This is a genomic window from Pantoea sp. 22096 (genome assembly GCF_052045955.1).
Classification (GTDB): Bacteria; Pseudomonadota; Gammaproteobacteria; order Enterobacterales; family Enterobacteriaceae; genus Pantoea; species Pantoea alfalfae.
In genome coordinates this window covers 762593-787951 of the sequence record NZ_JBQEPW010000001.1, presented here as the reverse complement: position 1 = coordinate 787951, position 25359 = coordinate 762593, and the positions used below count along the sequence as shown (strand labels likewise).

Here is a 25359-nt window from a genome sequence, read left to right as displayed (position 1 = left end):
ACATCAATCTTGGCTAACAAGGTTTTTTAGTTGAGATGCTAACTTGCTTACTCTTTCCTCATCCATTACAGGCCTTATTTTTGCGAAATGTTCTTTTAGCTCATCTAAGCTTAGCTGCGTTGCAGCAAAAACTTGTGTGAAGCAAAGGGGTAATATAGTTATAGGCCAAGATAAGCTCCCGGATTTTAATTGTTTGCTTAAGATCCGATCAGAGCCTACAATACTCCCAATTAAGTTATTAATTCTTTTAAGAGTGAGGTTTTTGTATTCTATTAACTCAGACTCTAGCTGGCCAATAGTTTTAATTCCAATGCTATATAAATCATTCAGCATGGAATCATCGATTTCAATATCCTCCATAATTAAACCAGCATTCATCCTTGCAATTTCATCGCACATATCTTTAACGATGGGCGAGTTTGAAAGGAAAGACTTGAGCGTTATTTTATCAATGTTTATTTCTTGTGCTCTATCAGTTTGGAAGAGCTCATCTGTTTCAGATTGATATTTATCAAGTGAATTTCTAATGTTAATAAATACTTCGTCGGCAATTTCAAGCAATCCTGCCAGTCGAGAAAACTGTCTTCTTATGGGAGTGGGCACAGAATTTTCAGTTTTATAACCAGTGTCATGCTCAATTTCCGCCCAAGCATGCTGTAATATTGACCTTACTTGAAATTCAGCATTCAATCCTTTAAATGCCTTATATTCTGTAAGCTTGCATCTATCTGAATTTAAAGATATTACATAGTGTAGAGATAAATAACCGAAAGCGTTAGGCTTAAGGGATTTTCTTTTATCAATTGAGTTTTTTCTATCAATTGAAAATTCTCTTTCTATGATTTCTGCTATTTTATCAACCTCGTCAGAGTAGTGAGTTATTATTCTCACTCCTACAACATCTGTTACATCGGACAGTTTTTCGTATTTTAGTTTTTCAATGACTTTCTTTTCAAGGCTGCTTCTGTCCTTGACTCTCGATACTATTGAGTGTGCAGCAATGCCTTCACTTATCATTATGCTTGATATTAATGTATTTAAGGTGGTTGCGAAGGAGTCAAGCTTTTTTCTCTCTCTGTCGTATTCTTTTATTATTTCTTCCATCAGGTCTCCTTACTGATAACTGGCAAAAATATATTTCAAGGCTGTATCTTGCATGTCTGCTCATTAACCAACGAGCGAGTAAAGATAGCCTAGAGACACTAAAAAAGTAAACATATTGTCATGAACGAACAACTCGCAGAAATACAGCGCCTGCTGCGCAACCTGATCCGCATCGGAACCGTGTCGGCCGTCAATCTCGACGGCGGGCTGTGCCGTGTCGACACAGGAAAAAACACAACCAACTGGCTGCACTGGCTGAGCGCCCGCGCGGGTAAAACCCGTTTCTGGAATGCGCCGTCAGTAGGTGAGCAGGTGCTTGTTCTGTGCCTGGGTGGCGAACTCGATACCGGTTTTGTGCTGCCGGGTATTTTCTCCGATGACAATCCAGCCCCATCAGCTTCAGCCGATGCACTGCACTGGTCATTTCCCGACGGCGCGGTGATCGAGTACGAGCCGGAAAACGGCGCGCTGACCGCAACCGGCATACAGACCGCAACTATTAAAGCGGCGGTAAAAATTCTGTTCGACTCACCCGAAGTGGAATGCACAGCGCTGCTCAAAACTGCGCAGCTGGAAGTCACTAAGGGCGGCACGATGAAAGGCGACGTGACACATACCGGCGGCAGTCTGTCCTCAAACGGCAAGGTACTGCATTCGCATATCCATCCGGGCGACAGCGGCGGCAAAACAGGAGCGCCAGTATGACAACCGCAAAATATATCGGCATGAACCGGGAAACCGGCGGCGCGCTGACCGACCTCGATCATATCCGGCAGTCGGTACGTGACATTCTGCTGACTCCAGTCGGCACCAGGGTGATGCGTCGCCAGTATGGCTCGCTTTTATCCGCTCTGATTGGCCAGCCTCAAAATGAGGCGCTGCGCCTGCAGATTATGTCGGCCTGCTATCTGGCGATCCTGAAGTGGGAGCCGCGGGTAAAGCTGACCGCCATCAGCTTTGAGTCGTTTATCAATGGCGCAATGGTGGTTGAGCTGTCCGGCAACCGCACCGACAGCGCGCAGCCTTTTTCCTTAACCGTTCCTGTGAGCTGAGACTATGGCAACTATCGACCTGAGCCAGCTGCCCGCGCCTGATGTGGTGGAGACGCTGGATTATGAAAGCCTGCTGGCCGAGCGAAAGGCGACGCTGATTTCCCTTTACCCGGCCGATAAACAGGACGCTATCGCCCGCACGCTGACGCTTGAATCAGAACCCATCGTAAAGCTGCTGCAGGAGAATGCCTATCGAGAGCTGATCCTGCGCCAGCGCATTAACGAGGCAGCAAAGGCCATCATGGTTGCCTATGCACTGGATGGCGACCTTGACCAGCTCGGCGCGAACAATGGCGTAACCCGCCTGACCATTACCCCGGCCGACGATACGACCATCCCGCCGACCGCTGCCGTTATGGAAAGTAACGACGATCTCCGGCTGCGCATCACCTCCGCCTTTGAAGGGCTGAGCGTTGCGGGGCCGACCGGTGCATATGAATACCATGCCAGAAGCGCGGACGGCCGCGTAGCCGATGCATCAGCCATCAGCCCGTCGCCTGCAGTGGTCACGGTGACAGTGCTCGCGCGTGAGGGCAACGGCGTGGCCGGTGATGATTTGCTGGCCGTGGTTAACGCTGCGCTCAATGACGAAGACGTGCGCCCGGTTGCCGACCGGGTGAGCGTGCAGTCAGCGAAGATTGTAAATTATGAAATCGTGGCCGAGCTGTACCTCTATCCGGGGCCGGAGGCGGAGCCTGTCCGCGCCGCCTCTGAGGCAAAGCTCGCCGCCTTTGTCAGCGCACAAAAGCGCCTCGGCCGTGACATTCGCCTGTCTGCGCTCTATGCCGCCATGCACGTTGAGGGCGTGCAGCGCGTCAACCTTATCAAGCCTTCTGCTGACGTGGTGCTCGATAAAACGCAGGCCGCTTACTGCACGGGCTACACGCTGACCGTGGGAGGCTCGGATGAGTGATCGCCTGCTGCCGACCGGCTCGTCAGCGCTTGAGGTTGCTGCCGCTGAGGCGCTGGCAAGTCCAGGTGCTATGAGCGTGCCGCTGCGTCAGTTATGGAATCCGCAAACCTGCCCGGTGGAGCTTCTGCCCTATCTGGCGTGGGCGTGGTCAGTTGACCGCTGGGATTCAGCCTGGCCGGAATCGACAAAGCGCGCCGTGGTTGCCGCCTCGCAGTACGTGCACCGGCACAAGGGCACGATAGGTGCTATCCGGCGCGTCGTTGAGCCGCTGGGCTATCTCATCAAAATAATCGAATGGTGGAAAACTAATGAGACTCCAGGCACGTTCCGGCTGGATGTGGGCGTACTCGATACCGGCATTACGGAGGAAATGTATAACGAGCTGGAGCGCCTGATAGCTGACGCGAAGCCCTGCAGCCGTCACCTTATCGGCCTGTCTATCAATCTGGACGCTAACGGCGCGCTGCCGGTTGCCGTTGCCAGCTACAGCGGCGACGAGCTGACCGTTTATCCCTATACCCCTGAACTTATCAGCGTCGGCGGGCCGGGTTATTCCGGCGTGGCGCTGCATCTTATTGACCTGACGGAAGTGAGCGCATGACGACAAAATATTTTGCCCTGCTGACCAATCAGGGCGCGGCTAAGCTGGCGAACGCCGCCGCGCTCGGCACGAAAGTGAATATCACCTCGATGGGCGTCGGGGACGGTGGCGGCACGCTGCCGACGCCTGACGCGGCGCAGACTAAGCTCATCGGCGAGAAGCGTCGCGCGCAGCTTAATTCGCTGACCGTTGACGCGGCAAACAGCAGCCAGATTATCGCAGAGCAGATTATCCCCGAAAACGAGGGCGGTTTCTGGATCCGCGAGATTGGCCTGTATGACGCCGACGGCGTGCTGATAGCCGTGGCTAACTGCCCGGAAACCTATAAGCCCCAGCTGGCTGAAGGCAGCGGGCGGACGCAGACCGTGCGCATGATTTTAATCGTGAACAGCACAACGGCCGTCACGCTGAAAATTGATCCGTCAGTAGTGCTGGCGACGCGCAAGTATGTTGATGATGCTGTGATCGAGGTAAAGGCATATGCGGACAGCGTAATGAAAAGTCATACCGATGCTAAAAACCCGCACAGCCAGTACCTGCAGATTGCAAGCGCCCTGGCGGAAATCAAAGACGCCGGGCTGATTCCTGAGCTTCTTAAAAATCTCGGCTGTGGCGAAGGTGCGCCGCTTATCGGTTCGCCGTTCCCGTGGCCGCACGCGAAAATGCCGAATGAACTCTTTGCCTCAATGTCAGGCATGGTCTTTCTGAAAAGTAACGGCGCGACGTTCAGCAGTACGCTCTACCCAAAGCTGGCGCTGGCTTATCCAGGACTGAAGCTGGCCGACCTTCGCGGCGAGTTTATTCGTGGCTGGGATGATGCGCGCGGTGTGGATTCAGGCCGCGCACTGCTGTCCGGGCAGACGGATGCAATCGGGGTTAATACAGGAACAAACGGTAAAAACGTGCAGGCGCTTTTTGTCAGCACGGCCCGTTCAGCTGCATATCCGGCAACAGATGCGCTGAACGGCCTTAGTGAAGGAAATAGTTTTGGTACAAGCGACTCCGTTTCACGTTCTGTTTTTCGCTCTGCAGCGGAAACTCGCCCGCGCAACATTGCGTTTAACTACATCGTGAGGGCTGCTTAATGGCAAAGGTTACGCTTGATAAGAACGGCCTGGCTAAATCGGCCGGCACACTGACGGTTTATAATTTTGACGCGGTAAGCGGTGAGTTTACCGGTTCCAGTGATGAGTTTATGGTGCAGGGGGTTGGTCTGCCTGCTAACGCCTGTATCACTGCACCGCCTGCTACTGAGGCTGGTCGCGTAGCGCTTTATAGTGATGGCAGGTGGCTTGATGTTGCCGATCACCGAGGGGAAACGGTTTATTCAGTCGCAGACGGCGCAGTAGTGCTGGTTAACACGCCGGGCGATTATCCGGCAGAAACTACGCTACTTAAACCGGCAACCGCCTGGGATAAATGGGATGGCACGAAATGGGTAAAAGACGCAGAGGCTGAACGTGAAGCAAAGATAATCGCACTTGAGAAAGAAAGAAGTACCCGTATTGCAGAAGCTAACTCCGTAAGCGCAGCCTGGCAGGCGCAGTTACTGCTGGGAATTATTACAGAGGATGATAAGGAAAGACTGACGGCATGGATGGCTTATGTACAGAAAATCCAGCGTGTAGATGTACTTTCCACACCTTATGTTACATGGCCAGACCGTCCTGTCTAAAATATGGCAAGGTGCAGAAAGTAGCTTTTGCACCTTGCTATCTTAAAACTATTTTACCTATAGATAAAAATAGTTTTATATCTGGCCAGTTCAAAACGAAAGAGCGAGGTTTTCATTTTTCACAATAATCCTTTTTTTATTAATAACCAGCAATGAACTAGCCCCTACTCCAGTAAAAAGAGCCTCTCCCGTAAAATAGTTTTGATCCTGATTCCCCGTCAAATATCTGGCCATTTTCAAATCACTCCCTTTTAATATTATAGTTACATTGGGCTTTCTCACCCCTATAATAGTCATTCCAGCATCACTCAGCACTGGAGCCATGCCAGACAGCATGAAAAAGAAAACAAATGCCACGCCAATAATTAACGCAGCCATTTTATTTTTTTTCTTTTTTTCTATTCTTTTATCAAAATAAATATTTGGGATTATCATAATTAAGGCGGCTGTCATAATTATCGATGAAAAAACTGGCAAGACATCGATATGCCTTGATCTTACAACTGAATAAATAGTCAAAATTGCTATAAGTGATATTATAACATGCGCCCAGATGGGTTCATAAATTTTCATCTTCCTTGCAATTCTTCTTGTTCCTTTAAAGGAGCGCAGCGCTTTTGAGTTTTCATTTCTCCTTGCAAGAAAAAAAGCGCCCTTCATAGAAAGAGCAGCTACAATGACGGACATCGAATACCAGCATAGTATAAAAAAAACCAAAATGAGTGAGAAAGATGCTATAACCATTAGAAAAAAAATCACATCAGATAATGTTAAGCCGGTGGGAAAGAACTGTATTCTTATGCAATAGAACATAAAAACGACCACTCCTGCGCCAGTCAGGCATAAATAAATGTTTTTCCCGACATCCATATTTAAAGCACTTCTTAAAGAAATCAATTGTACCTCCTTTATTTTATGAAAGAGCAATCAAAAAAGCTCACCTAAAGATTTTAACAGTGAATCTAACCGATATAGTTAACATTATAAGGAAAACCCTTTACCGGTACATACCGGCCGACAGGCAGCACCAGATTATTAATTCTGTCTGCTGACAGACCAGCAAACCCCCATCAGATGCACCGCTAAACCTGACCTGACACCCTGAGCACACCCTCAAAACGGAGTGCATCAGATGTCTGATTATCATCATGGTGTTCGCGTCGTCGAAGTCAACGACGGCACGCGCACCATTACAACCGTATCAACTGCAATCGTGGGCATGGTCTGCACTGCGCAGGATGCGGACGCGGCAACCTTCCCGCTTAATACGCCGGTACTTATCACCAACGTACAGGCCGCTGTGGGTAAGGCTGGCAAAAAAGGCACGCTTGCGGCTGCGCTGCAGGCCATTGCCGACCAGTCAAAACCCGTGACCGTCGTCGTGCGCGTGGCTGAAGGTGCCGACGAAGCCGAAACCACGTCCAATATCATCGGCGGCACGGATGAAAACGGCCAGTATACCGGCATGAAAGCGCTGCTCGCCGCGCAGACCCAGCTCGACGTTAAGCCGCGCATTCTCGGCGTGCCGGGGCTGGATTCACTGCCTGTGGCAACCGCGCTTGCCAGCATTGCACAGCAGCTGCGTGCCTTTGCCTATGTGTCAGCATGGGAATGTAAAACCATTTCCGAAGCCCGCCTGTACCGCCAGAACTTCAGCCAGCGCGAAATCATGGTTATCTGGCCTGATTTCGTTGCATGGAACACCGCGACCAGTAAATCCGATACCGCCTTTGCGACCGCGCGCGCGCTGGGCCTGCGCGCCAAAATCGACAATGACACAGGCTGGCATAAAACCCTGTCTAACGTCGGCGTTAATGGCGTGACCGGGATTTCTGCGTCGGTGTTCTGGGATTTGCAGCAGACCGGCACCGACGCCGACCTGCTCAACGAGGCAGACGTTACGACGCTGATCCGTAAAGACGGGTTCCGCTTCTGGGGCAACCGTACCTGCAGCGATGACCCGCTGTTTCAGTTTGAGAACTACACCCGCACCGCGCAGGTGCTGGCCGACACGATGGCAGAGGCGCACATGTGGGCGGTTGATAAGCCGCTGACGCCGGTTCTGGTGCGAGAGATTATCGCAGGCATCAATGCGAAATTCCGCGAGCTGGTTAACGCCGGTTATCTGCTGGGTGCATCTGCCTGGTATGACGAAAGCGCCAACGATAAAGACACCCTGAAGGCGGGCAAGCTCTTTATCGACTACGACTATACGCCGGTTCCGCCGCTGGAAGATTTAACCCTGCGCCAGCGTATCACCGACACCTATCTGGCGAACTTCGCCGCATCCGTTAACAGCTGAGGAGCCGGATAAATGGCACTGCCACGCAAACTAAAGGGCATGAACCTTTTTAATAACGCCAACAGCTATCAGGGCGTCGTCACCGCCGTGACCCTGCCGAAGCTGGCGCGCAAGCTCGACCCGTTCCGCGCGGGCGGCATGAACGGCGCGGCCTTCATTGATAACGGTCTGGAAGATGACGCGCTTGATGTTGAATGGAGCATCGGCGGTATTGATGAGCTGGTACTCACGCAGTGGGGTGCGTCTGACATTCCCCTGCGCTTTACCGGGTCTTACCAGCGCGACGATACCGGCGAGGAAATCGCGGTAGAGATTGAGGTGCGCGGTAAGCATCAGTCGTTTGATTTCGGCGAAGCCAAACAGGGTGAAGACACCGAAACCAAAATCACCAGTAAAAACACCTATTACAAGCTGACCTTTAACGGCAAAGAGCTGATCGAAATCGACACTATCAACATGGTGGAGAAGGTCAACGGCGTTGACCGACTGGAACAGCGCCGTAAAAACCTCGGGCTGGTGTAAACCCTGACGCCAGCGCCCGCCGCTGGCTCTACCTGACTACAGTGAACAGAGAGCAATCATGGAAAAGAAAGACAATATCGTTGAGTTTGAAACCCCGATGCTGCGCGGCGAAACCGAAATCAAAAGCGTGGAGCTGATTAAGCCGACGGCTGGAAGCCTGCGCGGCGTGCGCCTGGCCGATCTGTGCCAGTCGGATGTCGATTCACTGCTGACCGTGCTGCCCCGCATTACCCTGCCAGCGCTGACTAAGGCCGAATGCAATACCCTCGATCCGGTTGACCTGATTGCGCTGGGCGGCAGGGTGATCGGTTTTTTGCAGTCGAAGTCGGACGAATAGACTGGCCTCGCGGCCTGACGGTCAATGACCTGATGGCCGACATTGCCACAATATTTCACTGGCAACCTTCCGAGATGTACGACATGCCGCTGGCCGAGCTGATGGACTGGCGGCATAAAGCCTTTATCCGCAGCGGAGCAACCCCGGATGAGCAATAACCTCAAGGTGCAGGTGCTGCTGAATGCGGTAGACAAAGCCTCGCGCCCCTTCAAAGCCGTGCAGACCGCCGCTAAAAATCTGTCGTCTGACATACGACAGACGCAATCAGCGATTAAAGAGCTGGACGCGCAGGCCGGGAAAATTGACGGCTTCCGCAAAGCCAGCGCGCAGCTGGCTGTCACGCAGCAGAGCCTGAAGGACGCGAAGCAGGAGGCGGCAGCGCTGGCCGTGGCGTTTAAAAACACGGAGCGCCCGACAACACAGCAGGCCCGCGCACTGGAAAAGGCCCGGCAGGCAGCGTCTGAGCTGCAGACGAAGTCCAACAGCCTGCGCCTTTCGGTGCAGCAGCAGCGCGAGGCACTTAACGCGGCGGGGATTTCCACCAAAGCCCTGAGCAGCGAGCAGCAGCGGCTGAAATCCGCCTCGGCGCAGGCAACGGTCAGCCTGAGCCGTCAGAAAATGGAGCTGCAGCGGCTAAATGCACAGCAGGAGCGGCTGAATCAGACCAGCGAGCGCTACCGCAAAGGGCAGGAGCTTTCCGCGAAAGTTCGCAACGGCGGCGCAGCCGGTGTCGGAGCAGCAACCGTTGGAGCTGTGGCCGCTTCATCCGTGCTGCGTCCCGGCTATGATTTCGCCCTGGCTAACTCCACGCTTCAGGCAACTCTTGGCCTCGATAAAAAATCGTCTGAGTTTCAGTCTCTGAGAACTCAGGCACGCAGCATCGGCGATAACACCGCAGCCTCTGCGAACGATGCCGCGCAGGCACAGATAGTGATAGCCAAAGCAGGCGGCAGCGTTGATGACATTAAGGCGGCAACGCCGGTTACGCTGAATATGTCCCTCGCCAACAACCAAACAATGGAAGACAGTGCAGAGCTGCTGATGAGCACTAAAAATGCTTTCGGCCTGGCTAATAGCGAAGTCGCTCATCTGGGGGACGTGATTTCCGCCACGCTCAATGGAACAGCTACAAAGTTTCAGGATCTGAGCGATGCCATGCCCTATGTCGCTTCAGTCGCTAAAAATGCCAAAGTCAGTGCAGAACAAACGGCGGCGATGATTGGCGCGCTGGCAAACAACGGTACTACCGGCAGCATGGCCGGTACGGGCATTCGCGCAATGCTGCTGCGCGTGCAGGCACCCACTGGCGAAGCCTTCAAGGCCATAAAAGAGCTGGACGTCAACACGGCTGACAAAAAAGGCAACATGCGCCCGTTCTTCACCATCCTGAAGGAGATGCAAAAATCATTTGAAAAAAACAAACTCGGTGATGCGCAGCAGGCGGAGTACCTGAAAACCATATTCGGGGAGGAGGCCGCGTCTTCAGCAGTGACGCTGATGAAATCTGCATCCAGCGGTGAGCTGGACAGGCTGACTAAGAATTTCCAGAACTCTGATGGCAGCACAGAAAAGCTGGTCAAGGTGCAGCAGGATAATCTCGGCGGCGACTTCAAGGAAATGCAGTCAGGTTATGAGGCGCTGGGCACAGATATTTATGACCAGATGGACAGCAGCCTGCGCACACTTACCCAGGACACAACGAAATTTCTTCTCAATATAGATAAATGGGTACAGGCAAACCCGGTTCTATCAGCGGGCCTTGCTAAAGCGGCAATGGCAGGACTTATTTTTGTTGGCGCACTGGGTGCTATCGGGCTGGTAGCCTGGCCGGTGATTGCGGGCGTCAATACCCTGATTGCCGGGGCGGGCTTCCTCGGCACGGCATTCAGCATCGCGGGCGGAGCTATTACGGCCGCGCTCGGCGTCATCACGCTGCCGGTTGTGGCCGTCGCGGCTGCAATCGTGGCCGGTGCTCTACTGGTGCGCAAATACTGGGAGCCTATCAGCGCCTTTATAGCAGGCATGGCCGAAGGATTTACCGCAGCGATGGGGTCGATTAGTGATTCCTTCGGTTCGCTAAAGCCGGTGTTCGAGTGGGTGGGTGGCAAGGTCAAAGAGCTGTGGGACTGGTTCGGCAAACTGCTGGAGCCGGTGAAATCCACGCAGACCGAGCTTGCCGCCGCCGGAGACATGGGTAAGAAGTTCGGCAACATGCTGGCCGAGGCGCTGAAAATTCCGAGCCACGCGCTCGATCAGCTTATGGGCGGCATTAACTGGGTGCTGGATAAGCTCGGCATTATCGATACGAAATCCGATGGGCTGAAAGACAAAGTACCTTCTCCTGATCCGATGGCAACCGGCGGCGCGGGTGCAGATACCGGCAGGATGCAATACAACATCGCCTATGGTGGCGCGCCTTACCGCCCGGTTTCCTCGCCGTCAGCCGGGGGCGGATTTACCGACCGCAGCCAGAATACTTATCAGTATGAAATCAACATGCATGAGGGCATGACCAAAGACGACGCAATGGCGCTGATGGCGCAGCACCAGGCTAAAGAGCAGCGCAACCGGCAGGCGCAGAACCGCAGCAAAATGGGCTGGGAGGATTAACCGATGATGATGATTTACGGCATGATGCCGTTTATGCGACAGACCCTGCCTTACGGGGATATGCAGCAGAATATCGACTACCGCTGGCCCACTAACAACCGCTTCGGGCAGCGTCCGTCGGCGCAGTTTATCGGGCCGGGCGATGAAAAAATCACGCTATCCGGGGAGCTGCGCCCGGAAATCACGGGCGGCTCGCTGTCGCTGATGACAATCCGCCTGATGGCCGACGAGGGGATGGCATGGCCGCTGATTGGCGGCAGCGGCATGATTTACGGCATGTACGTGATCGAGAGTATTTCTAACACCTTCAGCGAGTTCTACCCCAACGGAACGGCCAGCAAAATCATGTTTACCCTGAGCCTTAAGCGCGTGGATGAGTCTCTGACGTCCATGTTTGGCGATCTGAAGAAACAGGCTGACGGGCTTATCAGCGGCTCAAGCAATCTGCCAGGGCAGCTCACGTCAGCAATTGACGGCGTGAAGTCGGCGGCCGGTAGCCTGATTTCAACTGCAGGGGGGCTGCTCGGATGATCGGGATAAGCAGCCTGCCGGTGCAGGCCGGGGCGCAGCTGACGCCGGATTTCATGGTGAAGGTTAACTCTAATGACGTCACAACCAATATCCGGGATCGCCTTATCTCGATGACGCTGACCGACAATCGCGGCTTTGAGGCTGACCAGCTGGATATTGAGCTGGACGACGCCGACGGCCAGTTGGCAATGCCTGTACGCGGCGCAGTGATAACGCTGTTTCTCGGCTGGAAGGGCCAGACGCTTTTCGGGAAAGGTAATTTCACCGTTGATGAAGTTGAGCACCACGGCGCGCCGGACACCATGACAATCCGCGCCCGCAGTGCTGATTTTCGTGGCTCGCTCAATTCCCGCCGGGAGGTGTCCTATCACGACACAACCTTGGGGGAAGTCGTGACGCAGATAGCCGGGCGCAATAACTTAAAGCCAATGCTGGCCGATGGATTCGCCGGACTTGCCGTCGCTCACATCGACCAGACGCAGGAGACAGACGCCAAATTTCTGACGCGACTCGCCACGCTGTATGGCGCAGTTGCTGCAGTGAAGGCCGGGCGACTTCTGTTTATCCAGCCCGGTAACGGAGTAACCGCCAGCGGAAAGCCAATCCCGCAGATGACGATCACGCGTCAAGATGGTGACCGGCACAGCTTCAGCATTGCTGACCGTGGCGCATACACTGGCGTCTCTGCGAGCTGGCTGCACACCAAAGACCCTAAACCTAAGAAAGTTAAGGTGAAGCGAAAGCCGAAGGTTAAACATCTGCGCGCGCTTGAGCACCCGGCGGCGAAAAAGAAAAAGACGACCGCGACTAAAACGCCGGAGGCCAGAGAGGGTGATTACCTTGCGGGGACTGAAGACAACATATTTACGCTGACCACAGTGTATGCGACGAAAGCGGCAGCGATGCGGGCGGCTAAAGCAAAGTGGGATAAGCTGCAGCGCGGCGTCGCTGAGTTCTCGCTTACGCTCGCGATGGGGCGTGCCGACCTGTACCCGGAAACGCCGGTCAGGGTAAGCGGCTTTAAGTCGGTGATCGATGCGCAGCCGTGGATTATCAGTAAGGTGACGCATAGCCTGAGCGGAAGCGGGTATACAACCACGCTTGAGTTTGAAGTGCTGCTTTCAGATATTGAATATCAGTCAGAAACAGAGGGTGAAACGGAAACAGCTTAATTAGGGTGTAATTTGCAAAACGCGATTTGCATATTCAAACTAAGTGGCTCTCCCCTGCCCTTTTTGAGGATATTAATGATGATGCACTGCCCTTTATGCCAGACAGCAGCCCACGCAAAAAGCAGCCGCTATGTTTCAAAAGAAACAAAAGAACGTTATCACCAGTGCCAGAATATTAATTGCAGCTGCACATTCAAAACGCACGAGACCGTGACTGGAATGATTGTCTCGCCTGGGCAAATCAATAAGGTGCCACTCTACACCAGCCAACAGCAACCTTCCCTTCTGCATTAATTTAGCCCGCTCAGCGGGCTTTTTCATGTTTGAAAATCCATAATCAAACATTGAATACTGGCTTTATATACAGTAATTTAATCCCCTTTTATCAAGGGGGACTGTATGGCAATAAGGAAATTAAATACAGGTAAGTGGCTCTGCGAGTGCTATCTCAACGGGAGGGAGGGCAAACGAGTGAGACGGCAGTTCAGGACCCGTGCCGAAGCCATTGCCTTTGAGCAATACACTCAGGACGAAATGAAGGCTAAACCCTGGCTGGCTGAGAAAGAGGATAACCGCAAGCTTAGCGAACTTATCGAGCTATGGTACAAACTGCACGGTTGCTCGCTAAGTGATAGAAAAGGCCGACTCGGCAAACTCAATATTATTTGTAATGGCATGGGGAACCCCGTTGCTGCCTCAATTACTTCGAAGGATTGGGCGCATTATCGGGATCGGCGTTTACAGGGCCTCATACAGAACGGATACAAAATCAGTGATAAATCGTTAAAGGTCTCACCGGGTACCATTAACTGTGAACATGCATTTCTGCGCGCTCTTTTTAATGAGCTGGAACGGCTTGGCGAAATCAGCTACCCCAACCCACTTAAAAATATACGCGAGTTTGATCAGCCAGAGAAAGAAATGGCATGGTTGACTGAAGCCCAGATACAAAAGCTGTTTGCTGCCTGCAAAGTTCACGATAACCCTGATCTGACGCTGATTATCAAAATCTGCCTTTCAACCGGATGCCGTTGGAGTGAAGCCGCGAATCTTAAAGCCTCACAATTGGCTCCAAACAAAATCACCTTCATCAATACCAAAGGCAAAAAGAACCGCTCGGTACCGATCAACAATGCCCTGTATAACGAATTAAAAGACAAAGAAGGCCGTTTTTTTGCAGAGTGCTATCGCCAGTTTTATCGGGTCATTCGCCTGGCCGGCATTGAATTACCCGAAGGCCAGATGAGCCATGTCCTACGCCATAGCTTTGCCAGCCACTTTATGATGGCCGGGGGAAATATCATCGTGCTGCAACGTATTCTCGGGCATTCCGACATCAGGGTGACGATGCGTTATGCGCACTTCGCGCCTGACCATCTTGAGGATGCAATACGCTGCAATCCGCTGGCGTTGATGGCGAAGAAAAATGGCGACAAAGTGGCGGCACAGAGTCCAGCAGAGTAGAACAGAAGGCAACAGGATGGCACTTAACTCTTTGATTTTAATCTAAGATGTTGTTTTTAAATGCCAACCAAAAAAAGACCGAATACGATTCCTATATTCGGTCCAGGGAAATGGCTCTCAGGGAGCCGTGCGCTAAAAGTTGGCATTTATGAAGGCGATGTCGCCTTGCAATTTAAGGTTAGAACAGCGCGGTGGAAATGCCAGCAAACGCGGGGATCAGGGCCATAAAGTGGATCAGTTTGTGATCGCAACGGCAAAAAATCGGAGATTGGGCGCAGCGCGAGGCTGCACCCGAGAGGTTTATTTACCGCACAGCGCCTGGGTGCGCTCAATAATCGGCTGCAGGCTCATCATCTGGCCCGGATGCGCTTTGTCTTCGGCCTGAATCACGCTGATCGGCTGCGCTTTCACCTGCTTGTTTTTGAACAGCTGGTCGGCGATGTCGTTCAGCGGATATTGCATCAGTGTGCTCGGGTTGATGGCAAACATTGCTCCATCTTTCTCGCAGGTCAGCATCACCTCTTCACGGTTAAACGGCCACTTCTCTTTACCGATCTCAAAGCGGCTGACGGTAATGATTTGTGTCGCCAGCGCCTGGCCGCATACGGATAACAACAGGATTGCGGGGATCACTTTCTTCAGCAACATAACTACCCTTTTCTCTCTTAAACCACATTCAGGCTGGCGACAGCGTGGCAAATACGCTCACCAGCCCAACCACTCCACACGCCAGCAGCAGTTCAAGCTGCGTCATGCGAATAAATTTTTGCTGCGTGCCGCTGCCCGCCAGGCGGAAACGCGGCACCAGCCAGTATCGGTTAATCAGCGCCACCAGCACCATCAGGGCAACCAGCAGCATTTTGCACAGCAACAATATAATGTAGCGTGAATCGTGCCACATCAGTGGCCAGCCTGAGATCATCACGCTGTTTATCACGCCGCTCAGCAGTGTTAACGCCACCGCCAGATGACCGTAGCGCGAAAACCGCATCATGGTACGAATCGCGTCGGTGCGGCGATCAATCTGGCGCGCCTCGCGCATCAACAGCAGCAAGGGCAATAATCCCCCCACCCAAAACGCCGCCGCAATCAGATGCATTGCCTGGCTGATCTGCTGAAGCAGACCGGGCACTCCATCGCGCATTGCGGCGTGACCAATCAGGGCCATGCAGGACAGTTGCAGCACGCCTGCCAGCAGTAACACCTGCTGGCGCAGCTTTCCGGTCAGTAATAGCGCGAAAATGCCCATGACGCCGAAAATGATTTCCCACTGCCACACCGCACCAAAATGTGTGCCGAGCACCGCCAGCCAGATGTCGGTATCGGCCAGATTGGTACTGTCGCCGCTCATCAGCACATTCTGACAGGCCAGCATCAATAGCGCACTCAGCAGCGCAAGCCAGGCGCTCCCCTTCACCAGCGGGTTTAACCGTAACGCCAGCAGGAGTCGATAGCGTCTGGGTGCCAGCAGCGCGCTGTAACAGGCGCTGCCGGTCAGCAGCATCACGGCAGCGAAATGCAGTCCGCGCAGCAGGATCCAGAAGGTGTTCACCGGGTTACTTCACGCTGAAGCGATAGCTTCCTGCAGTTTTATGCCCATCCACTGACAGCACATGCCAGTTAACCTGATAACTCCCCGCTTTCAGCGGCTGAGAAAGACCGACAATCAGGCGATTTTTCTGGTCAGACTCAACGCGGGCTTTGGCGGTCGCGACCGGCTTCTGTTCACTGTCCAGCAACGTAACGCCGCTGAAGGCCGCTTCAATATCTTCACTGAAGTTCAGCGTCAGCGCATCGGGGGATGTCGTCACCTGCGCTTTGGCTGACGGGATAGAAGTCTGGAGATGCGCATGCGCGGCGGCCAGCGAGCTGAATGCCATCAGTCCGGCTGTCGCCAGCGCAATAACCATGCGGGAAATGGGTTTTTTCTGCATAATATCATCCTTTTAACCGCCGCCAGGGCGAAAAACGTGGCAAAAGGATACGCTGCTGCATTTGCACTGTCGAGGCCAGCGATGCGATCCTTATCCTTGATTCAGACCGCCGAAAACATTACTTTTGCCGGCTATCGTCAGGAGAATATTATGAGCCATAACCTTGCCGTGCTGTCCCAGGAAGAGAAAGACAAGATCAATGTCGATTTGGCGGCAGCGGGCGTGGCGTTCAAAGAGCGCTATAACATGCCGGTCGTCGCCGAAATGGTGGCGCAGGAGCAGCCCGAAGCGCTGCGTGACTGGTTTCGTCAGCGTCTGATACAATACCGCCAGGCGTCACTCAGCCTGTCGCGCCTTCCTTATGAACCGAAGATGAAGCAATGATGTTTCGCGTTATCGATACCGAAACCTGCGGTCTGCAGGGCGGCGTGGTGGAAGTCGCGTCCGTGGATGTGGTCAACGGTCAGATTGTGAATCCGATGAGCGATCTCACCCTGCCCGACCGCCCTATCAGCCGTCAGGCGATGGCGGTGCATCGCATCACCGAAGCGATGGTCGCCGGTAAACCGACGATTGAAGAGGCGATCCCGCGCTATTACGGCAGTGCTTTCTACGTGGCGCATAACGCCAGCTTTGATCGCCGGATGCTGCCGGAGATGTACGGTGAATGGATCTGCACCATGCAGCTGGCGCGCCAGCTCTGGCCGGGCATTAAATATGGCAACCAGGCACTGCGTCATTCGCTGAAGCTGGATGTGACGCCGCCTGCTGACCTGCATGCCCACCGCGCACTCTATGACTGCTATGTCACAGCGGCGCTGCTGATTCGCATTATGGAGGTCTCCGGCTGGGGGGCCTCCGAGATGATTGTGCGTTCACAACCAGCGGCCCAGCGCGACGATATTCTGCCGTTCGGCAAATACCGCGGCCAGGCGATTGCAGTGATTGCGAGAAAGGATCCGAGCTACCTGAAGTGGGTGCTGAATAATGTTAGCGATCTGCGCCCGCCATTACGGCAGGCGCTGAATAAGTACCTGTCGGAGTCTCAGTAGTCCTGAGCTGGCGGCAGGGTACCCTGTGCCAGTCCGAGCAGGAAGGTGTACTCCATCGCGATGCCCTCGTAGGCTTTGTAACGCCCCGACTTCCCGCCGTGACCGGAATCCATATCGGTGCAGAGCAGCAGCAGGTTGTTATCGGTTTTCATCGCTCTCAGCTTCGCCACCCACTTGGCCGGTTCCCAGTACTGCACCTGTGAGTCATGCAGGCCGGTCGTGACCAGCAGGTGGGGATACGTTTTCGCCTCAATGTTGTCATAGGGGCTGTACTGGCGGATGTAGTAGTAATATTCCGGATCGTTGGGGTTACCCCACTCGTCATATTCACCCGTGGTCAGCGGAATTGACTCATCCAGCATGGTGGTGACCACATCCACAAACGGCACCTGCGCCACGACGCCGTGGAACCGCTGAGGCGCCAGATTAATCACGCCACCCATCAGCAGGCCGCCTGCACTGCCCCCCATCGCATAGAGCCGTTCCGGGTGGCCGATGCCGCGCGCCACCAGCGCATCCGTGACATCAATAAAGTCGGTAAAGCTGTTCATTTTGTTCAGCAGGCGACCGCCGTCATACCATTGCTGCCCCAGCTCACCGCCGCCGCGCACCTGTATCAGCGCATAGACAAAGCCGCGATCCAGCAAGCTCAGACGGCTGACGCTAAAATCGGCATCCATGCTGCTGCCGTAGGCACCATAGCCATAGACCAGCATCGGGTTCTGACCGGGCTGATAATGTTTGCGGTGATAGACCAGCGACACCGGCACTTCAGTGCCATCGCTGACTTTAATCCAGTGGTGCTCACTTTTGTAATCTTCCGCGTTAAAGCCTTTAACCTGGCTCTGCTTCAGGATGCGGCGTTCGCCGGTATCCATATCCAGTTCAAACAGCGTGGTCGGCGTGGTCATCGACGAATAGCCGTAGCGCAGTTTGCTGGTACGCGGCGTCGGATTATAGGCCAGCCAGGTCACATAGGTCGGATCGTCAAAGGCGATGCCGCTGGTTTCGCCGCTGGCCCAGTTAATCTGACGCAGGCTGGTTAAACCGCGCTGGCGCTCCTCAACCACCAGCCAGTCGCGGAATAGCTGGAAATCCTCCATCACCACCTGTTCCCGCGCCGGGATGAGTGTTTCCCAGCGTGACTCGTCCAGATAGCGGCTGCGGTAGAGACCGAAGTTTTTGCCTTCGCGGTTTGAGCGAATGAAGAACTGATGATCGTAATGGTCGATGCTGTATTCATGGTCGCGACGGCGCGGCAGAAAGACATGTGGCTGCGCATCGGGGAAGTTCGCATCGATAAGCTGAATTTCACTGGTGTTGGTGCTGTAGAGCGCAATCATGATGAACTGCTTAGAGGTGCTCTTGTGCACGCTGAGATGGTAAGTGTCATCCTGCTCTTCGTAGACGAGCTTGTCCTCCGACTGCGGCATCCCCAGTTCATGTCGCCACACCTGATAAGAGAGCAGCGTCTGCGGATGTTTCCGCACATAGTAGATCGTGCGCGAGTCGTTGCCCCAGGCGAAGCTGGATGAGGCGTTACTCAGCACTTCAGGATACCAGCTGCCACTCTCCAGGTTGCGGAACCGGATGCCGTACTGGCGTCGCGACAGGAAATCTTCGGCCAGCGCCATCACCCGGTTATCGGGGCTGATGTGCAGCGCGCCCATCGTGTAAAAATCGCTGTGCGAGGCGCGCTGGTTAGCATCCAGCAGCAGGCTCCACTCGCCAGACTCCTCGCTTGCTGCCGGTTGACGGTAATAAGCCGGATATTCGTTACCACTCTGATAGCGGCTCTGATAGCGATAACCGTTTTTCACATAGGGCACAGAGTGATCTTCCGGCGGCAGTCGATCGATAATCTCTTTTAAAACCCGGTCCTGCAGCGGCTGCTGCGATGACATGATTTTTTTGCCGTAATTGTTTTCGGCACGCAGGTAATCAAGAACCTCGCTGTTTTCGCGTTTGTCGTCGCGCAGCCAGTAGTAGTCGTCAACGCGCGTCTCACCATGCAGCGTCATCTCATGGGGAATTTTTTTTGCGATGGGTGCTTTCATCCATCCGTCTCCGTGAACGTAATGATCTGTAAGCGTAACACTTCAGCCGTGGGAAGCCAGGTATGACGAGAGAAGCTGCCGCTGACGAATCACGTTCTGTGACCTGCCAGCGGACGTTTGAAAGGATTAACCGGCGGGCAGACGGGCTTTTTCAGCCTCCAGATCCTGCTGGATGCCGTCACGCACATCCTGAGGAATTTTCAGCGCGTCGCCCAGCGCGGAGAGATAGCTGCGTTCCATAAAGTGATCGACGTCAATAGCGGCACAGCTCAGGAAGTAAAGCTCCAGCGCCTCTTCCTCATTTTTCACATCGGCGGCCAGCCACTGCGGATCCAGCGGGCGGTTCATCGCTTTTTGAATGAGCTGCTCTGCATCCTGGCCGTAACCGGACTGATGAATATTCTGCTCAATAGCTGCCCGCTCCTGATCGTCGATGTGTCCGTCACTTTTAGCGGCAAACACCAGCGCCGTGACCAGACGTTCAGCGCGCTGATCGACTGGCGTCTGGGCCACGCCAAAGTCAGGTTCATTCTGGTGCGCTTCGCTGACCCGCTGCTTGTATTTGTTCCACAGCAACGCTCCTGCGGTCGCACCACCACCAATAATCAGCGCTTTACCGCCATATTTTGTCAGCAGTTTGCGTGAAGACTTACTGGAGACAAGCATTGCGGCCAGACCGCCCAGCGCACCCGGCGCCAGCATGTCACTTAAGCCGCTGCCCGATTTGCTTTCACCGCCCTTCTTAGTCAGTACCGACTGAATCTGTTGCAACCAGTTGTTCATCATCCACTCCTTTTTGAGATGTCAGCCCGCTATCCTGACCAAAAGGATGTCAGGAAACGTCAGAGCGGGAAAAGTACGGCAAACGGCGGTGTCGTATGGACGAAAGATGAGAACGCAAACGTTTTCGTTTATACTTGCGCGCGAATTTTGACTGCTTAGAGGAATGTATGACGACTCTCGGAACAGCGCTGCGTCCGGCGGCGACGCGCGTAATGCTATTGGGTTCAGGTGAACTGGGTAAAGAGGTGGCGCTGGAGTGTCAGCGTCTGGGTGTGGAAGTCATCGCAGTTGATCGTTACGCCGATGCCCCGGCGATGCATGTCGCCCATCGCAGTCATGTGATTAATATGCTGGATGGCGCAGCGCTGGCTGCGCTGATTGCCGAAGAGAAGCCAGACTTTGTGGTGCCGGAAATTGAAGCCATCGCTACAGATACACTGGTTGAGCTGGAGCAGCAGGGCCAGCGCGTGGTTCCGACCGCCCGCGCCGCAAAGCTGACTATGAATCGTGAAGGCATTCGTCGCCTTGCGGCTGAAGAGCTGGCGTTGCCGACCTCAAGCTATCGCTTTGCCGACAGCAAAGCGCGTTTTGATGAAGCCACAACCGAAATCGGCTTCCCGTGCATTGTAAAGCCGGTGATGAGTTCATCCGGCAAAGGTCAGAGCTTTATCCGCGACGTCAGTCAGCTTGAGAAAGCCTGGGATTATGCGCAACAGGGTGGCCGCGCCGGTGCCGGTCGCGTCATCGTCGAAGGCGTTGTTAACTTCGATTTTGAGATCACCCTGCTGACCATCAGCGCGGTCGACGGGATTCACTTCTGTGCGCCGATTGGTCACCGTCAGGAGGATGGCGATTATCGTGAATCCTGGCAGCCACAGCAGATGAGTGAACTGGCGCTGCAGCGAGCGCAGGATGTTGCCGCGCAGGTGGTGAAGGCGCTGGGCGGCTATGGCCTGTTTGGCGTTGAGCTGTTTGTCTGCGGTGATGAGGTGGTGTTCAGTGAAGTATCACCTCGTCCTCATGATACCGGCATGGTGACGCTGATTTCACAGGATTTGTCAGAGTTTGCGCTGCACGTACGGGCGTTCCTGGGTCTGCCGATTGGCGGGATTCGTCAGTATGGTCCATCGGCATCTGCCGTTATCCTGCCGCAACTGACCAGCCAGAATGTGCAGTTTGTGAATGTCGAAGCAGCACTGGGGGCCGGTCTGCAGCTGCGGCTGTTCGGGAAGCCGGAGATCAGCGGGCAGCGTCGTCTTGGCGTTGCGCTGGCCAGCGGTGACAGCACCACGCAGGCGATTGCGCGTGCAGTGGCCAGCGCAGCGGCGGTGACGGTTCAGGGGTAAATTTGTGCGGTGAGCAGACGCTCACCGCCATTACTTACTTCGCGCCTTCGACAGCTTCGCGTGCCAGGCGGGTGATGCGATCCCAGTCGCCCGCTTCCAGGGCGTCGTTGGGTACCAGCCAGGAGCCGCCGATGCACAGCACGCTTTTCAGCGCCAGGTAGTCACGGTAGTTGGCGGGAGAGATGCCGCCGGTCGGACAGAAACGTACCTGCGGAAAAGGTCCGCCAATCGCCTGCAGCGCTTTCACGCCGCCATTCGCTTCTGCCGGGAAAAACTTAAACTCGCGCAGACCATAGTCCATACCGGTCATTAACTCTGAAACGGTGCTGATGCCCGGAATCAACGGAACCGGCCCTTCAACCGCCGCTTTCAGCAGCGATTCTGTTACGCCAGGACTGATAACAAACTGCGCACCGGCATCGGTCACTTCCTGTAACTGCTGCGGATTAATCACCGTTCCTGCCCCGACGATCGCATCCGGCACTTCTTTGATCATCGCACGCAGTGCATCCATCGCTACGGGCGTGCGCAGCGTCACTTCCAGCACTCTGACACCGCCTGCCACCAGCGCTTTCGCCATCGGCACAGCGTGTTCCAGTTTGTTCACCACGATGACCGGCACGACAGGTCCGGTGGTCAGAATCTGTTCAGCACTCGTTTTCCAGTTTTTCATCAGTTCCCCTTGCTTGATAACACCGGGATTGTGGCCCGGTCATGGAGCATCGGCTCCTGCCCTGTAATTTGCGTCACTACCATACATGATCCGCTTCCTGAGCGTCTATCCTCCTGCACCGATTTTGAAACAGCAGTTCAGTTTTATTCGTATCCGCTGGCCCGGTTTAAAAGCGAAAAAAAAGCCCGCATTGCGGGCTGTAACTGCAGATGAAGCCAGGTTTCGTATTTGCCTGGCCGCAATGTCTTAGTTTAAGGCGCAGGGAACACGGGCAGAGGAGGAAAGCGTCCCGCGCCATGGACGGCGCGGGCCGAGCGGCCAGGGATTGGCGCAAGCGCCTTTCCGATCTGACCGTGTTCCTTTCGCAGTCACAGTCTTACAACAGACCGGGCTGATATAATCACCCATCTCACCACCGCGTTACGGGCTTCATCATCACTTCAGTTATTCAAACTCGTTCCATGAGCGGCCATCGCGGGTGATCATCGCCACCGAGGCTACCGGGCCCCAGGTGCCGGCCTGATACGGCTTGGAAGAGTCACCATCCGCCGCCCAGGCTTCAATAATGGAATCGACATAGGTCCATGCGGCTTCAACTTCATCGCGACGCACAAACAGCGCCTGGATACCGCGCATGCTCTCCAGCAGCAGACGCTCGTAAGCATCGGCAAGGTGCGACTGGTTGAACGTCTCGGAGTAGCTCAGATCCAGCTTGGTGGTCTGCAGCTTGTGCTTGTGATCGAGGCCTGGCACTTTGTTCAGGATCTCGATATCCACGCCCTCGTCCGGTTGCAGACGAATGGTCAGCTTGTTCTGCGGCAGCTCTGAGTAGGAATCTTTGAACAGGTTCATCTCAGGGTTTTTAAAGTAGACCACGACTTCGGAACACTTGGTCGGTAAACGCTTGCCGGTACGCAGGTAGAACGGCACGCCTGCCCAGCGCCAGTTGTCGATATCGACACGAATTGCGACGAAAGTCTCCGTAGCGCTCGTTTTATTGGCACCCTCTTCTTCCAGGTAGCCTGGCACTTTTTTACCCTGTACAAAGCCCGCAGTGTACTGACCGCGTACGGTTTTCTCACGCACGTTGGTCTGGTCGATGCGGCGCAGCGAGCGCAGCACTTTAACTTTTTCGTCACGGATGCTGTCGGCGCTAAGATCGGACGGCGGCGACATGGCGATCATGGTCAGAATCTGCAAAAGGTGGTTCTGAATCATGTCACGCATCTGACCCGCTTTATCGAAGTAACCCCAGCGGCCTTCGATACCCACCTCTTCAGCCACCGTGATCTGCACGTGGTCGATGGTGCGGTTATCCCAGTTGTTCACGAAGATAGAGTTCGCAAAGCGCAGCGCCAGCAGGTTAAGCACGGTCTCTTTGCCGAGATAGTGGTCGATACGGAACACCTGGCTCTCATCGAAGTATTCACCAACGCTGTCGTTGATCTCCTGCGAGGTTTCCAGTGAGGTACCCAGCGGCTTCTCCATCACGACACGCGCCGGTTTCGCATTCAGCTTCGCGGTGCCCAGTCCCTGACAGATCGCGCCAAAGGTGCTCGGCGGCATCGCGAAGTAGTTAATGGTGGTGCGGTTTTTCTGGTCCAGCATCTTGCCCAGTTTCGGGAAGTGCGTGGTGTCATTAACATCGAGGTTGCAGAAGTCGAGACGATTGCTGAGTTTGTCCCACAGCGCTTCGTCAATCTTCTCCTTCATGAAGGTTTCCAGCGCTTCACGTACCACTTTGGTGTATTCCGCTTTGTCCCACTCGGCACGGCCGACACCAATAATGCGGGTTTCCTCGTGGATCTGACCCGCTTTCTCTAACTGGTACAGTGAAGGCAACAGTTTACGGCGTGCAAGATCGCCTTTGGCACCGAAAATCACCAGATCGCATGCCTGGGCTGTTTGTGTTACCGCCATTTTCCTCTCCTCGTTGCAGGATAGTCCGGTGGTGATGCATCCTCTGCCACCGGGTCCAGGTTATTATTTTCTTTCAGCACAATGTACTTTTTTCCCCGCGCCAGGTAAACCGACTCGCCGGGTCAACCGCATTAACTCTGTACCGGATACGCTGAGCGCGTGTGATGACACGTGCGGATTGCCGGTTTTTTCTGTGTCTGCTGGTGTCAGGAAAATCTGGCATCGGTCAAAGTATCCCAAAAAAAAGCGCTATCGGCTTGTCAGCCGTTGCGCTCGCCGGGTGCTGGCGCGATATAGTCGCTGTTAATCGCCTCCTGCGACAGTGATAATTGAAATTGATAAAAGTGATAATGGTTATCGGCTTATGAATATGCTGGAAAAAATTGAAGCGCAGTTTGCTGCGCTGAGCAAAGCGGAACAGAAAGTCGCCCGGCAGATTCTGGCTGCACCCCAGGCGGCAATGCACTCCAGCATTGCGACGCTGGCAGGCGTTGCCGGCGTGAGTGAGCCCACCGTAAATCGCTTCTGCCATCACCTTGGCGCACGCGGCTTTCCTGACTTTAAACTGCAACTGGCGCAGAGTCTGGTGAAAAGCAGCAGTTGGGTCAGCCGGGGCGTGGAGGATGACGACAGTGTGGAGAACTACAGCCACAAGATCTTCGACTCGGCGCTGGCTGGACTGCAGCGTGTGCGGGATCAACTAAACAGCACGCAGTTGCAACAGGCCGTCACCCTGCTTGCGCAGGCCGACAAACTCGCCTTTTTCGGGCTGGGAGCGTCCGCAGTCGTGGCGCATGATGCCTTTACCAAATTTCTGCGCTTTAATCTGCCGGTAATCTGGTCGGACGATATTGTGATCCAGCGCATGAGTTGCATAAATAGTCGAGCCGGTGACGTTTTTGTTCTCATTTCGCATACTGGACGCACAAAAAATATGGTAGAACTGGCTCGCCTGGCCCGTGTAAACGGTTCCACCGTTATTGCCATCACCTCTCCCGATTCACCCCTTGCCCATGAAGCAGCGATAGCTTTAGTGCTTGATGTACCGGAAGATACGGATGTCTATTTGCCGATGGTGTCGCGCCTGGCGCAGTTAACCGTGATCGATGTGCTGGCGACCGGTTTTACCCTGGAACGGGGAGCTCCCTTCCGGGAAAACCTGAAACGCGTGAAAGAGGCGTTGAAAGCGTCGCGTTACGAAAAGAACACCATTCGGGAAGAGAGTGATCAGCAAAAAAATTAACATCACATTTACAATGTGAGTCGTATCACAACCCGTCGATCATATAGAATAGATAACCATGCTGTGTC

At 54.2% G+C, this 25359-nt stretch carries 28 protein-coding genes; 19 read left to right on the top strand and 9 right to left on the bottom strand.

What is annotated here, in order from left to right; all coding sequences use genetic code 11:
• Positions 1–3: 3 nt before the first annotated feature.
• The gene (locus ACTJKZ_RS03535; RefSeq protein WP_440829236.1) at positions 4–1104 is read right to left on the bottom strand and encodes a GTP pyrophosphokinase; all 1101 of its coding nucleotides are present in this window, start codon (positions 1102–1104) and stop codon (positions 4–6) included.
• Between the two features lie 120 nt (positions 1105–1224).
• On the opposite strand from ACTJKZ_RS03535, the gene ACTJKZ_RS03530 reads away from it, so the two are divergent.
• Genes ACTJKZ_RS03530 through ACTJKZ_RS03505 form a run of 6 tightly spaced genes read left to right on the top strand, consistent with a single transcriptional unit; the run spans position 1225 to position 5345 of the window.
• Entirely contained in the window at positions 1225–1809 is a 585-nt protein-coding gene (locus ACTJKZ_RS03530) for a phage baseplate assembly protein V (protein WP_440829235.1), read from the top strand.
• Entirely contained in the window at positions 1806–2156 is a 351-nt protein-coding gene (locus ACTJKZ_RS03525; RefSeq protein WP_440829234.1) for a GPW/gp25 family protein, read from the top strand. The genes ACTJKZ_RS03530 and ACTJKZ_RS03525 overlap by 4 nt, the downstream gene beginning before the upstream one ends.
• Positions 2157–2160: 4 nt before the next feature.
• Positions 2161–3069: a baseplate assembly protein gene (locus ACTJKZ_RS03520; RefSeq protein ID WP_440829233.1), complete on the top strand. Its 909-nt coding sequence runs from the start codon at positions 2161–2163 to the stop codon at positions 3067–3069.
• Entirely contained in the window at positions 3062–3670 is a 609-nt protein-coding gene (locus ACTJKZ_RS03515) for a phage tail protein I (protein ID WP_440829232.1), read from the top strand. The genes ACTJKZ_RS03520 and ACTJKZ_RS03515 overlap by 8 nt, the downstream gene beginning before the upstream one ends.
• A complete protein-coding gene (locus tag ACTJKZ_RS03510; protein WP_440829231.1) occupies positions 3667–4755 on the top strand; it encodes a phage tail protein in 1089 nt (362 codons plus the stop codon). The genes ACTJKZ_RS03515 and ACTJKZ_RS03510 overlap by 4 nt, the downstream gene beginning before the upstream one ends.
• The gene (locus tag ACTJKZ_RS03505) at positions 4755–5345 is read left to right on the top strand and encodes a tail fiber assembly protein (RefSeq protein WP_440829230.1); all 591 of its coding nucleotides are present in this window, start codon (positions 4755–4757) and stop codon (positions 5343–5345) included. The genes ACTJKZ_RS03510 and ACTJKZ_RS03505 overlap by 1 nt, the downstream gene beginning before the upstream one ends.
• A gap of 90 nt (positions 5346–5435) precedes the next feature.
• Here the strand turns inward: ACTJKZ_RS03505 and ACTJKZ_RS03500 are convergent, their stop codons facing one another.
• Complete coding sequence (locus ACTJKZ_RS03500; protein WP_440829229.1) at positions 5436–6242, bottom strand: hypothetical protein; 807 nt, start codon at positions 6240–6242, stop codon at positions 5436–5438.
• Positions 6243–6477: 235 nt separating this feature from the next.
• On the opposite strand from ACTJKZ_RS03500, the gene ACTJKZ_RS03495 reads away from it, so the two are divergent.
• The 9 genes from ACTJKZ_RS03495 to ACTJKZ_RS03455 all read left to right on the top strand — a co-directional run bounded on the left by ACTJKZ_RS03495 (position 6478) and on the right by ACTJKZ_RS03455 (position 14283).
• A complete protein-coding gene (locus tag ACTJKZ_RS03495) occupies positions 6478–7647 on the top strand; it encodes a phage tail sheath protein (protein ID WP_440829228.1) in 1170 nt (389 codons plus the stop codon).
• A gap of 12 nt (positions 7648–7659) precedes the next feature.
• Positions 7660–8169: a phage major tail tube protein gene (locus ACTJKZ_RS03490; RefSeq protein ID WP_440829227.1), complete on the top strand. Its 510-nt coding sequence runs from the start codon at positions 7660–7662 to the stop codon at positions 8167–8169.
• A gap of 58 nt (positions 8170–8227) precedes the next feature.
• A complete protein-coding gene (locus ACTJKZ_RS03485; RefSeq protein ID WP_440829226.1) occupies positions 8228–8506 on the top strand; it encodes a phage tail assembly protein in 279 nt (92 codons plus the stop codon).
• A 32-nt stretch (positions 8507–8538) separates the two neighbouring features.
• Complete coding sequence (locus ACTJKZ_RS03480; protein WP_111207766.1) at positions 8539–8664, top strand: GpE family phage tail protein; 126 nt, start codon at positions 8539–8541, stop codon at positions 8662–8664.
• Positions 8654–11116, top strand: a complete 2463-nt coding sequence (locus ACTJKZ_RS03475; RefSeq protein ID WP_440829225.1) for a phage tail tape measure protein — start codon at positions 8654–8656, stop codon at positions 11114–11116. Before ACTJKZ_RS03480 ends, ACTJKZ_RS03475 begins: the two co-directional genes overlap by 11 nt.
• 3 nt (positions 11117–11119) lie before the next feature.
• Positions 11120–11647 carry a phage tail protein gene (locus ACTJKZ_RS03470; RefSeq protein ID WP_440829224.1) on the top strand — a complete coding sequence of 176 codons (528 nt, stop codon included), beginning with the start codon at positions 11120–11122 and terminating at the stop codon, positions 11645–11647.
• Positions 11644–12819: a phage late control D family protein gene (locus tag ACTJKZ_RS03465; protein ID WP_440829223.1), complete on the top strand. Its 1176-nt coding sequence runs from the start codon at positions 11644–11646 to the stop codon at positions 12817–12819. The genes ACTJKZ_RS03470 and ACTJKZ_RS03465 overlap by 4 nt, the downstream gene beginning before the upstream one ends.
• A gap of 78 nt (positions 12820–12897) precedes the next feature.
• Entirely contained in the window at positions 12898–13113 is a 216-nt protein-coding gene (locus ACTJKZ_RS03460) for an ogr/Delta-like zinc finger family protein (RefSeq protein ID WP_069026604.1), read from the top strand.
• 105 nt (positions 13114–13218) lie between these two features.
• Entirely contained in the window at positions 13219–14283 is a 1065-nt protein-coding gene (locus ACTJKZ_RS03455) for a phage integrase (protein WP_440829222.1), read from the top strand.
• 300 nt (positions 14284–14583) lie between these two features.
• Here the strand turns inward: ACTJKZ_RS03455 and ACTJKZ_RS03450 are convergent, their stop codons facing one another.
• The 3 genes from ACTJKZ_RS03450 to copC are packed head-to-tail and all read right to left on the bottom strand — an operon-like array spanning position 14584 to position 16217.
• Positions 14584–14931 carry a YebY family protein gene (locus ACTJKZ_RS03450; protein WP_161733105.1) on the bottom strand — a complete coding sequence of 116 codons (348 nt, stop codon included), beginning with the start codon at positions 14929–14931 and terminating at the stop codon, positions 14584–14586.
• A 28-nt stretch (positions 14932–14959) separates the two neighbouring features.
• Positions 14960–15835 carry a copper homeostasis membrane protein CopD gene (copD, locus tag ACTJKZ_RS03445; RefSeq protein WP_440829221.1) on the bottom strand — a complete coding sequence of 292 codons (876 nt, stop codon included), beginning with the start codon at positions 15833–15835 and terminating at the stop codon, positions 14960–14962.
• A 4-nt stretch (positions 15836–15839) separates the two neighbouring features.
• Positions 15840–16217, bottom strand: coding sequence for a copper homeostasis periplasmic binding protein CopC (gene copC / locus ACTJKZ_RS03440; protein ID WP_253418874.1), 378 nt, complete (start codon positions 16215–16217; stop codon positions 15840–15842).
• A gap of 150 nt (positions 16218–16367) precedes the next feature.
• Here copC and ACTJKZ_RS03435 point away from each other — a divergent pair, with 150 nt between their 5' ends.
• Together ACTJKZ_RS03435 and exoX are read left to right on the top strand one after the other, a co-directional pair.
• Complete coding sequence (locus tag ACTJKZ_RS03435; protein ID WP_440829220.1) at positions 16368–16601, top strand: DNA polymerase III subunit theta; 234 nt, start codon at positions 16368–16370, stop codon at positions 16599–16601.
• The gene (gene exoX, locus ACTJKZ_RS03430; RefSeq protein WP_161733186.1) at positions 16601–17269 is read left to right on the top strand and encodes an exodeoxyribonuclease X; all 669 of its coding nucleotides are present in this window, start codon (positions 16601–16603) and stop codon (positions 17267–17269) included. The genes ACTJKZ_RS03435 and exoX overlap by 1 nt, the downstream gene beginning before the upstream one ends.
• Here the strand turns inward: exoX and ACTJKZ_RS03425 are convergent.
• Both ACTJKZ_RS03425 and ACTJKZ_RS03420 read right to left on the bottom strand, forming a co-directional pair.
• Entirely contained in the window at positions 17263–19326 is a 2064-nt protein-coding gene (locus ACTJKZ_RS03425) for a prolyl oligopeptidase family serine peptidase (RefSeq protein WP_161733112.1), read from the bottom strand. The genes exoX and ACTJKZ_RS03425 overlap by 7 nt on opposite strands.
• 126 nt (positions 19327–19452) lie before the next feature.
• On the bottom strand, positions 19453–20109 hold the full coding sequence (locus tag ACTJKZ_RS03420) for a tellurite resistance TerB family protein (RefSeq protein ID WP_161733188.1): 657 nt from the start codon (positions 20107–20109) through the stop codon (positions 19453–19455).
• A gap of 167 nt (positions 20110–20276) precedes the next feature.
• Here ACTJKZ_RS03420 and purT point away from each other — a divergent pair, with 167 nt between their 5' ends.
• Positions 20277–21455 (top strand): formate-dependent phosphoribosylglycinamide formyltransferase, encoded by a 1179-nt coding sequence (gene purT / locus ACTJKZ_RS03415; protein WP_161733114.1) that lies wholly within the window; start codon positions 20277–20279, stop codon positions 21453–21455.
• A gap of 34 nt (positions 21456–21489) precedes the next feature.
• Here the strand turns inward: purT and ACTJKZ_RS03410 are convergent, their stop codons facing one another.
• Positions 21490–22128: a bifunctional 4-hydroxy-2-oxoglutarate aldolase/2-dehydro-3-deoxy-phosphogluconate aldolase gene (locus tag ACTJKZ_RS03410; protein WP_010258674.1), complete on the bottom strand. Its 639-nt coding sequence runs from the start codon at positions 22126–22128 to the stop codon at positions 21490–21492.
• 444 nt (positions 22129–22572) lie between these two features.
• Positions 22573–24048 (bottom strand): glucose-6-phosphate dehydrogenase, encoded by a 1476-nt coding sequence (gene zwf / locus ACTJKZ_RS03405; protein ID WP_033732917.1) that lies wholly within the window; start codon positions 24046–24048, stop codon positions 22573–22575.
• 364 nt (positions 24049–24412) lie between these two features.
• Here zwf and ACTJKZ_RS03400 point away from each other — a divergent pair, with 364 nt between their 5' ends.
• Positions 24413–25291 (top strand): MurR/RpiR family transcriptional regulator, encoded by an 879-nt coding sequence (locus ACTJKZ_RS03400; RefSeq protein ID WP_202604894.1) that lies wholly within the window; start codon positions 24413–24415, stop codon positions 25289–25291.
• Positions 25292–25359 lie beyond the last annotated feature (68 nt).

Excerpts from the sequence above, each read along its gene's own strand:
- ACTJKZ_RS03535 (WP_440829236.1), bottom strand. The coding sequence starts at position 1,104 with ATGGAAGAAATAATAAAAGAATACGACAGAGAGAGAAAAAAGCTTGAC.
- ACTJKZ_RS03530 (WP_440829235.1), top strand. The coding sequence starts at position 1,225 with ATGAACGAACAACTCGCAGAAATACAGCGCCTGCTGCGCAACCTGATC.
- ACTJKZ_RS03525 (WP_440829234.1), top strand. The coding sequence starts at position 1,806 with ATGACAACCGCAAAATATATCGGCATGAACCGGGAAACCGGCGGCGCG.
- ACTJKZ_RS03520 (WP_440829233.1), top strand. The coding sequence starts at position 2,161 with ATGGCAACTATCGACCTGAGCCAGCTGCCCGCGCCTGATGTGGTGGAG.
- ACTJKZ_RS03515 (WP_440829232.1), top strand. The coding sequence starts at position 3,062 with ATGAGTGATCGCCTGCTGCCGACCGGCTCGTCAGCGCTTGAGGTTGCT.
- ACTJKZ_RS03510 (WP_440829231.1), top strand. The coding sequence starts at position 3,667 with ATGACGACAAAATATTTTGCCCTGCTGACCAATCAGGGCGCGGCTAAG.
- ACTJKZ_RS03505 (WP_440829230.1), top strand. The coding sequence starts at position 4,755 with ATGGCAAAGGTTACGCTTGATAAGAACGGCCTGGCTAAATCGGCCGGC.
- ACTJKZ_RS03495 (WP_440829228.1), top strand. The coding sequence starts at position 6,478 with ATGTCTGATTATCATCATGGTGTTCGCGTCGTCGAAGTCAACGACGGC.
- ACTJKZ_RS03490 (WP_440829227.1), top strand. The coding sequence starts at position 7,660 with ATGGCACTGCCACGCAAACTAAAGGGCATGAACCTTTTTAATAACGCC.
- ACTJKZ_RS03485 (WP_440829226.1), top strand. The coding sequence starts at position 8,228 with ATGGAAAAGAAAGACAATATCGTTGAGTTTGAAACCCCGATGCTGCGC.
- ACTJKZ_RS03480 (WP_111207766.1), top strand. The coding sequence starts at position 8,539 with ATGGCCGACATTGCCACAATATTTCACTGGCAACCTTCCGAGATGTAC.
- ACTJKZ_RS03475 (WP_440829225.1), top strand. The coding sequence starts at position 8,654 with ATGAGCAATAACCTCAAGGTGCAGGTGCTGCTGAATGCGGTAGACAAA.
- ACTJKZ_RS03470 (WP_440829224.1), top strand. The coding sequence starts at position 11,120 with ATGATGATGATTTACGGCATGATGCCGTTTATGCGACAGACCCTGCCT.
- ACTJKZ_RS03465 (WP_440829223.1), top strand. The coding sequence starts at position 11,644 with ATGATCGGGATAAGCAGCCTGCCGGTGCAGGCCGGGGCGCAGCTGACG.
- ACTJKZ_RS03460 (WP_069026604.1), top strand. The coding sequence starts at position 12,898 with ATGATGCACTGCCCTTTATGCCAGACAGCAGCCCACGCAAAAAGCAGC.
- ACTJKZ_RS03455 (WP_440829222.1), top strand. The coding sequence starts at position 13,219 with ATGGCAATAAGGAAATTAAATACAGGTAAGTGGCTCTGCGAGTGCTAT.
- ACTJKZ_RS03450 (WP_161733105.1), bottom strand. The coding sequence starts at position 14,931 with ATGTTGCTGAAGAAAGTGATCCCCGCAATCCTGTTGTTATCCGTATGC.
- copC (WP_253418874.1), bottom strand. The coding sequence starts at position 16,217 with ATGCAGAAAAAACCCATTTCCCGCATGGTTATTGCGCTGGCGACAGCC.
- ACTJKZ_RS03435 (WP_440829220.1), top strand. The coding sequence starts at position 16,368 with ATGAGCCATAACCTTGCCGTGCTGTCCCAGGAAGAGAAAGACAAGATC.
- exoX (WP_161733186.1), top strand. The coding sequence starts at position 16,601 with ATGTTTCGCGTTATCGATACCGAAACCTGCGGTCTGCAGGGCGGCGTG.
- ACTJKZ_RS03425 (WP_161733112.1), bottom strand. The coding sequence starts at position 19,326 with ATGAAAGCACCCATCGCAAAAAAAATTCCCCATGAGATGACGCTGCAT.
- ACTJKZ_RS03420 (WP_161733188.1), bottom strand. The coding sequence starts at position 20,109 with ATGAACAACTGGTTGCAACAGATTCAGTCGGTACTGACTAAGAAGGGC.
- purT (WP_161733114.1), top strand. The coding sequence starts at position 20,277 with ATGACGACTCTCGGAACAGCGCTGCGTCCGGCGGCGACGCGCGTAATG.
- ACTJKZ_RS03410 (WP_010258674.1), bottom strand. The coding sequence starts at position 22,128 with ATGAAAAACTGGAAAACGAGTGCTGAACAGATTCTGACCACCGGACCT.
- zwf (WP_033732917.1), bottom strand. The coding sequence starts at position 24,048 with ATGGCGGTAACACAAACAGCCCAGGCATGCGATCTGGTGATTTTCGGT.
- ACTJKZ_RS03400 (WP_202604894.1), top strand. The coding sequence starts at position 24,413 with ATGAATATGCTGGAAAAAATTGAAGCGCAGTTTGCTGCGCTGAGCAAA.